Raw genomic sequence first — 13,623 nt, 5'->3', positions numbered from 1 at the left:
CCCTCTACGTTCCCGTTCGCGATGGCGGTTGAAGATAGGTTTCATAAATCCGCTCGCTGTCGCCGAAGGCAGCCACCGTCCCGTTGCGCATAATGGCGATCTTGTTGGTAACTGGCAGGATACCCATGCGGTGAGTTATGATAACAACAGTCATGCCCCTGGATTTCATGCGTTCAATTGCCTTGTGCAGCATGCGCTCGCCATCGTAGTCCAGGCTGGAGTTCGGATCATCGAGAACGATGAGGGATGGATTTCCATAGGCGGCCCGTGCCAGCCCCAGCTGTTGGCGCTGAGCGCGAAGGAGCAGGCTACCACCTTCTCCAATATCGGTCTCGTAACCCTTTGGCAGCCGCATGATCGCCTCGTGCAATCCAACCAGCTTGGCTGCATCGATTACCCTGGCGGGATCTCCTCCATCCAGCCGGCCGATCACATCCTTGATTGCCCCGCCGAAAAGCTCGATGTCCTGCGGCAGATATCCGACGTGGTAGGCGCCTCCGCAAAGACGCAGAGCCGAAACATCTACCCCACCAAGAAGGGCGCACCCGCTTGTTGCTTGCACGACGCCCGCAATAACACGACCTAACGTCGATTTTCCTGATCCGGAAGGGCCGATGAGGGCAACGCAATCGCCAGGCGCCAGGCGCAACGTGATTCCGGTTAGTATCTGCCTGTTGGCGAATGGTTGAATATAGCCGACGTCTTCGAGAACCAGGCCATTGGGTTCCGGCTGAAGCACCGTTCGGGCATCGCGTTCCGACGCAACGGCGATCAGCATGCGGTTGAGGCGATTGAAGGCGTTGCGAGCAAACATTAGGGAGCGCCATGCGCCTATCGCGCCCTCGATCGGCGCGAGTCCGCGCCCAAGCAGCAGGCTCGCGACGAAGATGATACCGGGGCTGCTGTTGCTCGAGAGCACCAGCCAGGTCGCGGATCCCATCAATAGGATCTGCGCCAGTGTTCGGATCGATTTGGAAAAACCAAGAATGATCTCCGTCCGATGCATCGCGATGTCTTGTGCTCGTCTTGCCATTTCCGCATCGCGATAGACCACTAACGCGGCACCATATTCCATGCCCATCGCCCGGATCACATCGATGTTTTTTAGGGCGTTCGCGAACCGCAGATAGCTTCTGGAGAGGGCAAGATTTGCGCTGGCAAGGGGTTCTTGCGTCGCTAGCTCCGTGAGGCAGGCAAACAGCAGAAGCGCTAATGCGCTCAGAAGACCGAGCGCCCCAAGCAGCGGATGAACAAGAAAGAGCAGGAGCAGGAAGATCGGTGCCCATGGGAGGTCAAAAAACAGGGAACTAGCCGGGGAATCGAGGAATTGGCGTAAGGTGGTCAGATCCCTGAAGCACTCCGTGGCGGCTCCTGCATCGGCACGTGCGGCATATTCGAATGATGCGGTAAGCACCATGGGCCGTAGCCTGTGATCCAGCCAGCTGCCGATGCGCGAGAGGGCCGCCCGGCGCACGATGTCCAGCGTTGCGCCAACCACCACGGCGACGGCGATGACTATTGTCAACATCAGAAGCGTGTCGGCGCTGCGGCTCGACAGGACTCTGTCATAGATCTGCAGGAGATAAACGGAAGGCGCCAGAAGGAAGAGATTGTAGCCACAGCTATAGAGGAAAACCAGCCCAAGTGCTCCGGCGCAAGCCCGGAGCGCGATGACGAGCTGTGTCTGTTGGCGCGATGGCGTTACAGAAAGCGTTGCCATTATCCGATCTCGCTCCGCGTGAGACTGACAAGACGAGGCTGCCGACGGGATCCGCAACCTATGAGGGTCTCCGGCTGAAGCCGGCGACCCTCTGGGTTTGGGGTTCATGAGCCAAGATGGCTGAGATCGATATGGCCGAAGTCGTTCGAGAAATGATCGAGAGCATTGTTCACTGTTGTCGTTGAGGGGTCCGTGTGAACGAGCGCTGCCGAGATGTCGCCGCCGCGAGCCAAGTTGCCGTTGCCGCCGTTGCCGCCGACGCCAGCAAGAATGGTGGCATGCTGATCTGCAAGAAGCTGAGTATATTGTGTCGCCGTGGTATCCGCGCTGACCGCCGCCGTGTCGCCGCCGCTCACGCTTCCCTGGCTGCCGTTGGAATGAGAATCTCCTCCGGCGCCTCCCGCGCCGCTATTCGTGACCGCCGCTAGGAAGCCATTCTGGGCTTGCGTAAAGCCGCCAGGTCCGCCGCTGCCGGCGGTCCAATCTGCCATCTGCCCCACGTGATCGCCGTTGTGCAGATCGATGGATGCCCCGTCGACCGTTTGCGTATTGGCGACATACGCAACTGGATTGTAGTCAATATTGCCATGGCTGTTGCCATCGCCGCCGTTACCGGCGCTCGCGTCGCCGGCAACCGGGTCACTGAAATGGATCGTGTCAGATATTTGTGGGATAGGCATTGATGTTCCTCCTTCGATTTCGTTTCGTCCGTGTGGTTCTACGGCATGGGTCTCCAGCGTCTCACCGCCCGCAATACAACCGCGGGTGAATATTACCCGCGGTCAAATCTGGGAGCTATCTAGATATTCGGTGACGCTCCTTCAGGCGTATGCTTGGAGATGAGCGCAATTTGACCTCGGCGCGTCGTGGTAGGCACCAGATGAGATGGTCATGATCGGGCCAAGGGCCTGATCGACGCGCCTCGTCTTTCGAAGCTACGGTGGTTCAAGCAAACAGACGGCATTCGGGTCTCTGCTGCAAGGCCGGTTTGGCGCCCTCGAATTCGCATCGCGGGCGCTCCATCCAATATAGCCAAATCGCTATGATGCTAGCCGATAGGATGTAGACGAATTGCAGGCTCTGCTTTTCTCACGTTCAGGCGCACAATGTCCGAAAAATTCTGCCTGCATAAGTTGCTCGCCTTGTGGGATGTTCGGTTGATTTGCGATGGAGATGGTTATGACGGACACCCGTCCCTTATTGGAAGACTTGCCCAAAACAGGCACCGATCAAAACCTCACCTCCAATTCGGCAGCGGGGCACCTGGCTCTGGTGCCAACCTGGCTTCCACTGGATGTCGCTTCGGGTCCGAACTACAACTCAGCTGGTAGCGGCGGCGACGGGATAAGCGAAGGCGTGATCGACAGCAACGCACTGGCCGTCTTCGTGCCTTCCAATGCTGCCATTGCGGGACCTCATTCGAGCGCGGACGCCTTCCAGGGTAACGATGCGCTGGTCAATCAGCATCCCACCGAAATGGCTGGGATCGGCGGGAATGGCGGAAGCGGCAATATTGCGATCGGCGGCGGCGACGTCAGTCATGCCGGCACCGGTGGCAACGGCCTCTTTTTTGGCGGTCTCGTGAGCTCGGATGTTGCGGTGTTTGCCCCCGTGAACACGGCTGTGGCGGTTGGCCATGGCGCTGAGGCTCACGCCGATCAATCGAACAACGCTGTGTTCCTGCAGGGGGCAACCCAGATCGGCGGCATCGGCGGCTCCGGCGGCGATCATAATGTCGCGATCCACGACTCGACAATGAACCCGGGAACCGCCGTTACGTTTACTGGTGACAATTATGCGGGGCATGGCGGCAACGGAGTTTTCGTCGGCAGCATGGTCGATGTGAACGTGGCCATTTTCTCCCCGATCAACATCGCGGTAGGCGCCGCAGGCGGTTCGGCCGAAGCCCATCAGACGAACAACGCGATTTTTGATCAGGGCACGATGCAGATTGCCGGCATCGGCGGCAACGGTGGTGGCTTCAACATGTCATCGGGGACGATTTTTACCGGCAACCACGAAGCTGGCGGCGGTGGAGTTGGATCATCGACCGGCAGCATGGTTGACGTCAATCTCGCCTATTTCCATCCCATCAATATCGCAGTTCCTGCCGGTGGGACGGCGGACGCCCAGCAGATCGACCATGTTCTCTACGATCAGCATGCACTTCAATTAGCCGGCGTCGGTGGCCACGGTGGCGGCGGCAACCTTACGGACGCCCATTCGGCTCTCGTAGACGACATTCTGGGCTTCGTACATACCTGACAGATAGTCTCCTTGCCGGCATTGTGAAGCCTCAACCTCACGAAGCCGTCTTCCTCACCTTTAAGAACCATATGCTGGATTGCTTCGTCCGCTTGGCCTTGCCTCTCGGGGAGACACGGTGCGGAATGCCCGTCACCAAGACGCAGAATATTCCGCCGTAACCCAATTTATGTTGTTATAAATCTCGACCGTTCTAGGCCGTTGTGTCTGGTCGGAACCTATAGGTGCCAATTGGGTATTAAGGCTGCTTTTCCTGTGGTGTATTTATCGAATATCATGTGTATTTTTAATGCCATCGACAGCTTTGTTGACACGCTTTCTGCATATGAATTCAATGAAGTGAATCGACGCAACATATATTAGTGAATAATGATTTCAATGCGATATGCATGCAAAGGTTGACTGTCCTTGGGCCATTGCACTCTATAACAACTCTCGTGATAGATAAGACTATTGATATCGATAGTACCTCTTTTTCATGTCATGACATGAAACGGGAGCGGAAATAATCTGGGTTGCGGTTGGGCTGCAGATATTCCGGGGAGCGGTCAAGTGTCCAACAGTGCCAAATCCAAGCGTCATATGGGGCGCAATATACCAACTATTGTCGTTATTCAGCATTCCACATTGGCGCGTACGACTGTGGTGAAGCTTCTTGAGCGTGAATTCGCCGGCTGGAATTTTGTCGACATGATCTCGACGGAAAGTCTCGATAGGGCTCTTGGTGCCGAGGTACGTTTGATTGCGCTGGATCTGGCCGGCAGAGGTGTCGAGAGTGCAAGCCTCCGTGATGATCTCGCCGCGATTGCCGCGCGCTTTCCCCAGGCTCCCATCACCCTGCTCTTAGGTACGGATGATATCGATATAGTCCGTCAGGCGCTCAAAATGGGCATCCGCGGCTTCTTTTCGACGTCACTTCCCATTGATATCGCCCTTGCCGGCCTTCGTCTCGTTCTGGCGGGGGGAACATTCTGCCCGCAGCTGTTAGGCGTTGTTGCAGATGAATCAAGCGAGCATGCTCCGGCCAGAAACGAGGCGGAGAAAAACCTGGATGAAAGGGCGCAATATTGGACGATCGCCGATTTCACTCCCAGGGAGGCGGAGGTCCTCGCGGAGTTGCAATGTGGCTGCTCGAACAAGGTTATTGCAGGAAAACTCAATTTGTCGGGGCATACGGTGAAGATGCATCTGCAACACATAATGCGTAAGTTGCAGGCGCAGAACCGGACTGAGGTGGTCGCTCGCCTGGTTCGAAGAGCCGAGAGCGGGCATGACGCCTCCGCGAATTAGGGTGGTATCTCACGTGCCAAGATGGTCGATGCGGGGGCTGCGCGACAGACTATTCCCTATCCTTGACCTTTCCTATGGACGTCCATGGCGGAACATGAGTGCCGGCAAAGAACATCCACAGCTTGTCTTCGCTGCATGCGAATCAGGCAGTTGGGAGTTGCCGCCTCCCCGTCCGCTTTGCGAATCCGGCTCGGCGAAGCTGTTGACCGCCCTTAAGAAAGGCGCCCCACGATAAACGCTCTTTCACGATGACCAGACACCCCTCCAAGCGGCTCCTTCAAAGCCTCGATCTCCTAGCGCCAAGCCAATACCAATCCAGCCGGCTTGCGATCGACATGCAAACCCATCCCGCTGGATGCCGAGAGTGACGCATGTTTTCATTTGAAACCTAATTCCAGTACTAAGGAGGAAAACCGGCTTACGGATATGACCATCCTTTTGGAGTAGCGCCGTCAGCAGAAGGTGGAAATCTGGGGGGAATCCGCGCCGACGTTGCGTTTCATCTACTTCTTTATGATGAGTCTCGAAGCTGTACATAATACGATGGTGGTATTTAGCAAGATAATTAATCGTATAAGTTGCGAATGGTCGGCTTCGCCAAGCTCCCAGGAGCCAAGGATGCACAAATAATGCCACATGTTTCACTTGCGCGCGATGGACTTCGCTTCTCACCGTAGCGGATAGAACGGCTGCTATTGTAGCGGGATGGACTGAAAGGCTGATCCCAATTCGCAAGATGGCCCCTTCAGATTGCTGGTCAAATATTGGGCATCTGCGGACCATGCCGTTAGCACAATCTTAACGATATTGCGGCGCACAAAAAACCGTGCAACGATCCATGCATTCTTTCGGGAGGAATAATATAGCGCATTCATCAAAGGATCTATGGCTATGTTTTTCTTTAGAAAAAGCAAAGATGGCAGAAATAATGATGCATCGGTGAGATTGGCATCTTACGCTGTACTTGGTGTCATGGGTACAGTATTTGCCTCATCCGCATTCCCTCCATTCTTCACATCGACTTCTACCCGCGCTGTGATCAACGCACCGCTCGTGCCGCTGACAACGCCGATCAGCGGCAAGGTGACGTCGCTCGGCGCGGCCGGCGAAATAACGGTCGAGAACGATCGCGTCGACAATTCGACCTTGATCGGCTTGAAGGTTCAGCTTGCCGCGCTGCGCAACGAGATGGAACAGAAGAATTCGATCGTCGGCGACTACGCCCAGCGTATCGGCGATCTTGAAAACGATCTTTCCGGCCAGCAGGCGGCACTCCTCGTCAGGATCACCGCGGATCTCAAGGCCGCCGAGGCGGCTCTGGAGATGGTGACCTACTCGTCCCGCATCGCGAAAGCCGAGGCGGCGCGCAAACTCAGGCTCATGGCTCGGGGTATCGCCGCCGGCAGCGAAGGCGAGGTCGCCGATACGGTTCGTCTGGAGGACACCAAGCTTGAAGCCGCCAAGCTCGCCGTGGCCAAGCTCGCCTCGGAACTCGATTTTGCCCGACAGGGTGTTTATGTTGGCGCCGACCTGCAGTCGCTGCAAAATCTCCAGCAAGAAATCCGCACGCGCAAGGCCGACCTCCTGCAGATCAAGTTGCAGATCGCGACGATGCGCACGAAAGAGACCGAACTCGGCTCCCTCGTGATGACGGAGGCGTCGCGGGTCGACAGGCTGGCGCGGGCCGATTTGCGCGTTCCCTCGACGAGCCAGCTCTACAAGCCGGTGGCTGCATCCGGACGCGAGGTCACGGCCGGCGATACGCTCGCTGAAACGCTCGACTGCCGCGACGCCTTTGTCGTCGCGATCTTTTCCGAGCGGCAGGCGCAAGCCCTCGCCGTGGGGTCGAAGGTTGATGTCAATGCCGAAGGTTGGCCTCAAGCGGCAAGCGGCGTCGTCGAGCGGCTGGTTCCGCGTACGACCGACAGGGTGGATCTCGATTACGCCGTTCCTTTCCCGCCGACGGAGCGTCGCGAGCTCTATGCGTACATCCGCCTGACCGAGCCTGGCACGGCAGACTTGCGAGGCAGTCCGCTCTGCTCTGTCGGCACGTGGGTCGACGTGACGATGCCCCAGGAATGGCTTCAGAAAACGCAGCATTATATACGCGAGGCATCGACATCGCTCATTGGCGTAGCCCAGGCATCTGCCGCGCAATGGCCCGCGGCTGAGACGAAACTGACCGGTCTCGTCCGGCGGTCGGCCGAACGGTTCGGCGTGCTCAATCTGGAGGAGCGCCTTGCAAAGGGCCCTCGGGACATCCGCGTCAGCTGGAGAATTCTCTATCCCCAGCCTCGGCGTGCCGAGGCGCATGCCGTCGAGCTCCTTAACGAGCGAATGAGAGCTGCGCCGGTGAAAAGCTGACGCAAGTCGCCGCGGCACCCGGTGGCCCGTGACGGATCGCATCCAGGCTGAAGTCAGGGAGAAACAGACCGTGTTCTTTAATTCCGACGACGACTTATTCACTGTTCTGACCTTCGATCTCGTCATCGCCGCTTGCGCGATGCTATTCGCAATGCTCGCAAACCCGAAGAGACCGTTCGAGCGGGCGGCATTCAGTCTGCTCATGCTCTTGTCGCTCGGGCTCTATCTTTCGTGGCGCGCCCTCGACACGCTTCCGCCCTTCGAGTTTTCCGCCGAAGTGCTCTGGAATTATGTTTACTTCCTCTTCGAGGCGGTGTCGGTGCTTTACGCCATCGGTTCGATCCTGATTCTTCTGAGAACGACTGACTGGACGAAGGAGGCCGATCTCGGTGAAAAGGAACTGGCGGCCAAGGCCGACATTCCTTCCGTCGACGTGTTCATCTGCACCTATAACGAGCCACTAAATGTCCTGGAAAAATCGGTCATATCCGCCCAGGCGATGAACTATCGCAGGCTTCGGGTTTTCGTCTGCGACGACACGCGTCGCCAGGAAGTGCGCGACTATTGCGCACGCGTCGGCGTGAACTACTTGACCCGCCCGGATAACAAGCATGCCAAGGCCGGCAATCTGAACAATGCCTTGAATCATACAAACGCGCTCGCCGAGATTTCCGATTTCATCATGGTTCTCGATGCGGATTTCGCCCCTCAGGCAAATTTCCTGAACCGAGTCATCGGTCTATTCAAGGACGGGAAGGTCGCCGTCGTGCAGACGCCGCAATTTTATTTCAACAGCGATCCGATCCAACACAATCTCGGCATCCGACGCTCCTTCGTCGATGACCAGCGTGTCTTTTTCGACACGTTCCAGCCGGCCAAGGATGCCGTCGGATGCGCGTTCTGTGTGGGCACCAGCTTCGTGGTGCGTCGCGCCGCCGTCAACGAGATCGGCGGCTTTCCGCATGATGCGCTGTCCGAGGACATGCTGCTTACCTACCGTCTGATGGAGCGGGGCTATATGACCCGCTGGCTGAACGAGAAGCTGAGTGTCGGCCTGTCAGCCGAAGGGATTCCCGAATATATCACGCAGAGAACTCGCTGGTGCCTCGGCACGATCCAGATCGGTCTGCTGCGCAACGGGCCGCTCTGGCGCGGCAACTTCACCCTCATCCAGCGTCTGCATTATCTGCACGGGCTATTCTGTTGGCTGTCGAAGCCTTTCATCCTCTGCCTTTTGCTGGCGCCGTCTGTCTATTGGCTGACCGGAGTTTCGGCGCTGCAGGCTGACGAACTGCTTTTCATGAAATACGGCCTCAGCTCGCTCTTCCTGTTTTGGACCTATTCGACATGGATCTCCGAAAGGCGCACGCTGCCGCTCTTCACAGAGGTTACACATGCGCTGACCGCCGTGCCGATCACCATCACTCTCTTCCAGGCGATCCGCAAGCCGTTTGGCCGCCCTTTCAAGGTGACGGAGAAGGGAGGGGACAGGTCCGCGATCCGTGTTCACCGCCCAACGGCATTGTTTTTTGGTTTCGTAGCGGCCATGTCAGGGCTGTCCGTCGTCAGGGTCGTCTATGGTTGGGATGCACCCGTCGAATTTTCCGCACGCGAATGCCTCAATCTCGTCTGGTCGTCGGTGGCGATGATCATTGCGTTCACGAGCCTGCTTTGTTGCATCGAGCTGCCGCGTTTCGGCCAGGAGGAACCGATCGAAGTCCGGCTTCGCGGACGGCACCGGGCCAATGGGCACATCGCCGACGTGACGATAACGGCCGTGTCCACCGAAGGCGTGACGCTGGCGGAGCACGGCCCGGCCGGTGCGAAAGACGAGGCCGTGTTCATCCCGGAAATCGGCTGGGTTTCCTCCTCGGTCAGAGCGGCGCCATCGTCGACGGCTTTCTGCCTGATGCCGACGCCGGAGCAGCACAACGCCATCCTGCGGCTGCTTTTCAGGAGCGCGCCCGACAACGTCGCGGAACGGGGAGACTTGCGCAAATCAATGCAGATGCTCTTGTGGCGCGCCTTTTCCTGATGGGCGGGCAGGATCATTCGACAGACCCAGGGTGATATATGCGAAGCTTTTTCAGGGCCTTTCTGGCCGGCGCCGTCGTCGCATGTTGGGTACACGCGGCATGGGCAGGCGAGGAACGGCATGTTCAACTCGCCGCAAGGCTTTGCGCCGGCCTCGTTACTCATATGAGCGGCGAGCCGGCGCAGCCTTTCGTCTTCCGCAGCTACGAGCCCCCGGACGATGCTTCGCCGCTCCATCCCGCGCTCGAGAATGCGGGCTTCACCTATGACAACGCGCTGGCGGTCATGGCGCTATATGCCTGCGGCCGAAAATCGGAAGCGGGCCGGGTCGCCGATGCATTGGTGCTCGCGCTGAAGACGGATCGATTTTATCACGATGGGCGGCTGCGAAACGCTTATCGCGCCGGCCCGGTTGAGGATAACGGCAGCATGCTGCTTCCGGGCTATTGGAGCTCCGTTAGCAAGTCTTGGATTGAAGACGACTATCAGGTCGGCAGCGCGACGGGCAGCACGGCCTGGGGCGCGCTGGCACTGCTGACCGCCTACGAGCAGACCGGCCGAACGCTCTATCTGGATGCGGCTCGGACAATCATGGACTGGATCCACCGCAGCGCCGCAGATCCGCAAAATCCTGGTTATTTCGGGGGATTCTTTGGTCAGGAGCCCTCACCGGAACGCATAGGCTGGAAATCCACGGAACATAATCTCGATGTCTATGCGGCGGATCGCTGGCTTGCCGGGCTCGATCCCATGGGCGACTGGATGCATCACGCCGAGAAAGCGCGCGCGTTTCTGGAAGTCATGTGGGATTTCGAGGACGGCCGCTTTTTCGTCGGCAGCCTGCCTGACAGCGACGCGCCGAATACGAGAATGTCGGGTCTCGACGCCGAATTGTGGCCGCTCATCGCCGTGCCGGCCTATGCATTCAGGCGCGCGCGCGTCCTGGAATGGACGAAACGCAATCATGGCGTTGATGGTGGTTTCGACTTCAACAACGACCGCGACGGCATCTGGCTTGAGGGCACTGCCCAGGCCGCCCTCGTGTTTCGGCTGAGCGGCAGGGGGAAAGAGGCCGAGCCTTTGTTCGAAACGATTTCCAGGCAAATTGCCCCCGACGGGCTGCTCTATGCCACGGTCAACGCTGAGCTATCGACGGGCCTGAAGGTTGGGCCGGACTCCACCTCCGTTGACTTCAAGTACTTCCGCCTTCCCCATATAGGAGCGACGGCATGGGCCGTGCTTGCCGCGCTGAAGCGCAATCCTTTCATAGGCACGGCCGGTCAGTCGGCGAGCCGTTAGAGTTCCCGGAAAAGTACGAAGCGGTGTTCGTCCGGAATTGCGAAAAAAACAAAGGGCGATTTCCTGATTGGATGAAGCGCCGAACCGCCCTGGAATAGACCACGCCACCGGGCGGCGATTGGGAAAGGTTTCAGTGGTCTAAGATGAATTGCCGTGCCCGGTAGGCCCAGGCAGGGCGGCTGCGTAGCACTATCGCGCGTGTCGGCTGTGAACTTGAGTTCAATAACTTGCACGATTCCATCTATCATTGTGCCGCGGTTTTGTGAATGCCGCCAGGGGTATCCGAAGACGGGCACGCGGAATCACAACTGGGTCTTTCGCCCCAACTAATCGCAGACGGTTTCGCGCACCACCACCCGATGATGATGGCGGTAGCTGTAGCGTCTCTCGGTCCAGCACCGGCGATGATATCTGTAGCGTGGGCCTTCATAGTACCCATCATCCGCGTAGGCCGGCGGGGCACGATAATAACGCGGCGGCGGCGCATCATAGTCGTAGCGAGGCCCAACTCCGTATTCAAAGTAGACCTGAGAGAATGCCGGGGACGCGGCCAAGGTCGTGGCGAGCGCCAACGCTGCGATTACGATTCTTTTCATGTCTTTCCATTCCGATTCATGTACAGTTGCGGCGCGCTAACCCGCGCCCTAAATGTAGTATGCCATGAACGCTGCTCGGGGATACGGACGAAAGTCCCGATCAAGTAGGGACTTAGGCCCAAGAGCTCCCGAAAGCTTTGTTCGTTAGCGTTCATAGAAGTTGGTGGACTCGTCTTTCTCGAAGCGTAAGATGAAGTATCGGCACCAACCGAATACGTAGGCGGTGACGACGGAGGGCTTAGACGTGCTCCCGCCTGCAAGACCGAGGGAGCGGTATTATGCCCTTTCGGAAATACGCATCTATTCCAGATGATCCCAATTTTCGCGAAGCGTTATTGGTTTGGGCTCGCAAGTTTACCAGATCCGAGGGGGTCGCGAGGCGTGTCACTCAACGGACGATTGATGTGTTGTGCGACAATCCAAGCCTCCTCGACGGACGCGACATAAACGAAGCGATTTTCATGCTGTTGCGGCGGCACGCGTTCGATGAAATCGAGTGGTCGTCGGAGCAAGGCCATCAAGGTGATGGGGCCGTGTCCGAGAAGCAGCCGATGTGGTGAGAGAGCGCTGCATCGTAAAGCCGCGTCTTCCCGAAACGGAAAAGCCGCGGGATCACTCGGTAGCCCGCCCGATCAGCAGGTCGGAACCTGCATTTCATTGCGTATACTCTGATTCTCCCATGGAAGCCCGCCAGCGAATAGTGTCGTGATCCACTGTATAAACGCTTCAGTTCGTGCCGGCGTGAATTTCGCGGACGGACGGACAAGATGGATCCCGCCATCGATCTCGAACTGCCACTCAGGTAGGAGCCGGACGAGCGTCCCGGCAGCGAAGTCACGGGCCATGGACCACTCGCCGAAGCCGACGATGCCGATTCCCTGCCGTGCCGCTTCGAGCAGCGTATCGATGTCGTTCGATCGATAGCTTCCGGAAGGCAGGATTGTCTCGCGAAGGGGGCCTTTCCGCATGCGCCACTCCGGCACCAGCACTGGCCCGGTATATCGAAGGAGGTTGTGGTCCACGAGCGCGCGGGGAGAGGCGGGAATCCCATGGCGATCGAGATAATCCGGTGATGCGCCGAGAACGATCCGATGGTCGCCCAGCTTGCGTGAAACAAGACGGCTGTCACCGAGCGTTCCAAGGCGCACTGCTGCGTCAAATCCTTCGCCGATGAGATCGACATGCCGCTCGGCGTAGTCGACCTCGATATCAAGGCCTGGATATCGGCGAGCAAAAGCTGGCATCGCAGGCGCCAGCCATTGCCGACCCATCGCCGCCGGGAAGGCCAGGCGCAGCCGACCTTTGAGCTCGATACCGCCGGCGGCCGCCTCCTGCTCGGCCTCTAAAATGGCGTTGGTTGCACTTAGAATGCGTTCCGCGAGCTGGGCACCGGCTTCCGTTAGTCGAACCCGCCGTGTCGTTCTTTCGAGCAGACGCACGCCGAGGCGTCGCTCCAGCGCGGCGATACGTTTGGACACAATGGTCGGGTGTCGGCGGAGCATGGCGGCTGCCGCGACGAATGAGCCTTCCCTGGCAACAGCCACGAGTGCTGCAAGTTCGTCGGTCCGCGCTTGTTCGAGATACATGAATCGAATCGCCTCCAAATCGCTTCCAGAGATGCAAGATTGCTGCACATTTTGCAGCATTATAATGCGGCGAACCCTAATTATCCTAGCTCCACAGTGAGGCTACCTCTGTTTCGACACGGCAGCGATGCGATTGCCGTCCGGATACGAGACGAAAGAGGAAAACCACGATGACGACTGTGAATGAACGTCTGGAATGGCGCTATGCGACCAAGAAATACGACCCGAGCAGGAGCGTCGCCCCCGACACGCTCTCGCGCATTGTCGAGGCGGTGCGCCTAGCACCCACGTCGAGCGGGCTTCAGCCCTTCGAGCTGATTGTCGTAAGCAACCCGGACGTCCGCACGAGAATTCGAGCCGCGGCCTGGGATCAGGCGCAAATCACCGACTGCTCGCACCTGCTGGTTTTTGCGGCCTGGGACGACATCACTGCTGCTCGCGTCAACATGATGTTCGACCTCACCAATGA

The 13,623-nt window shown here is 58.2% G+C and carries 10 protein-coding genes; 6 read left to right on the top strand and 4 right to left on the bottom strand.

Going from position 1 to position 13,623, the window contains the following annotated elements; translation table 11 throughout:
- Window positions 1–4 precede the first annotated feature (4 nt).
- Both AC13QY_RS05005 and AC13QY_RS05000 read right to left on the bottom strand, forming a co-directional pair.
- Window positions 5–1,720, bottom strand: coding sequence for a type I secretion system permease/ATPase (locus AC13QY_RS05005; protein WP_488492761.1), 1,716 nt, complete (start codon window positions 1,718–1,720; stop codon window positions 5–7).
- A gap of 104 nt (window positions 1,721–1,824) precedes the next feature.
- Entirely contained in the window at window positions 1,825–2,400 is a 576-nt protein-coding gene (locus tag AC13QY_RS05000) for a PE-PGRS family protein (protein WP_488492760.1), read from the bottom strand.
- Between the two features lie 499 nt (window positions 2,401–2,899).
- On the opposite strand from AC13QY_RS05000, the gene AC13QY_RS04995 reads away from it, so the two are divergent.
- The 5 genes from AC13QY_RS04995 to AC13QY_RS04975 all read left to right on the top strand — a co-directional run bounded on the left by AC13QY_RS04995 (window position 2,900) and on the right by AC13QY_RS04975 (window position 10,972).
- Window positions 2,900–3,985, top strand: a complete 1,086-nt coding sequence (locus tag AC13QY_RS04995) for a hypothetical protein (protein WP_488492759.1) — start codon at window positions 2,900–2,902, stop codon at window positions 3,983–3,985.
- A gap of 582 nt (window positions 3,986–4,567) precedes the next feature.
- Window positions 4,568–5,275, top strand: a complete 708-nt coding sequence (locus tag AC13QY_RS04990) for a LuxR C-terminal-related transcriptional regulator (protein ID WP_488493381.1) — start codon at window positions 4,568–4,570, stop codon at window positions 5,273–5,275.
- A 939-nt stretch (window positions 5,276–6,214) separates the two neighbouring features.
- Window positions 6,215–7,639 carry an HlyD family secretion protein gene (locus AC13QY_RS04985; RefSeq protein ID WP_488492758.1) on the top strand — a complete coding sequence of 475 codons (1,425 nt, stop codon included), beginning with the start codon at window positions 6,215–6,217 and terminating at the stop codon, window positions 7,637–7,639.
- Between the two features lie 70 nt (window positions 7,640–7,709).
- Window positions 7,710–9,674: a glycosyltransferase family 2 protein gene (locus AC13QY_RS04980; RefSeq protein ID WP_488492757.1), complete on the top strand. Its 1,965-nt coding sequence runs from the start codon at window positions 7,710–7,712 to the stop codon at window positions 9,672–9,674.
- Window positions 9,675–9,712: 38 nt separating this feature from the next.
- Window positions 9,713–10,972: a hypothetical protein gene (locus tag AC13QY_RS04975; protein WP_488492756.1), complete on the top strand. Its 1,260-nt coding sequence runs from the start codon at window positions 9,713–9,715 to the stop codon at window positions 10,970–10,972.
- Between the two features lie 326 nt (window positions 10,973–11,298).
- On the opposite strand, the gene AC13QY_RS04970 is transcribed toward AC13QY_RS04975, so the two are convergent.
- Both AC13QY_RS04970 and AC13QY_RS04965 read right to left on the bottom strand, forming a co-directional pair.
- The gene (locus tag AC13QY_RS04970; protein WP_113352106.1) at window positions 11,299–11,568 is read right to left on the bottom strand and encodes a hypothetical protein; all 270 of its coding nucleotides are present in this window, start codon (window positions 11,566–11,568) and stop codon (window positions 11,299–11,301) included.
- A gap of 632 nt (window positions 11,569–12,200) precedes the next feature.
- On the bottom strand, window positions 12,201–13,214 hold the full coding sequence (locus tag AC13QY_RS04965; protein WP_488492755.1) for a LysR family transcriptional regulator: 1,014 nt from the start codon (window positions 13,212–13,214) through the stop codon (window positions 12,201–12,203).
- Between the two features lie 110 nt (window positions 13,215–13,324).
- Between AC13QY_RS04965 and AC13QY_RS04960 the strand changes: the two genes are divergently transcribed.
- Window positions 13,325–13,623, top strand: a 299-nt coding sequence (locus AC13QY_RS04960) for a nitroreductase family protein (RefSeq protein WP_488487520.1), incomplete at its 3' end; no start/stop codon positions are given.

The sequence above is a fragment of the Martinezella sp. CNPSo 3795 genome, assembly GCF_057784475.1.
Note: the sequence above shows the minus strand (reverse complement) of the source record. Positions and strands in the feature narration are given on the sequence as shown.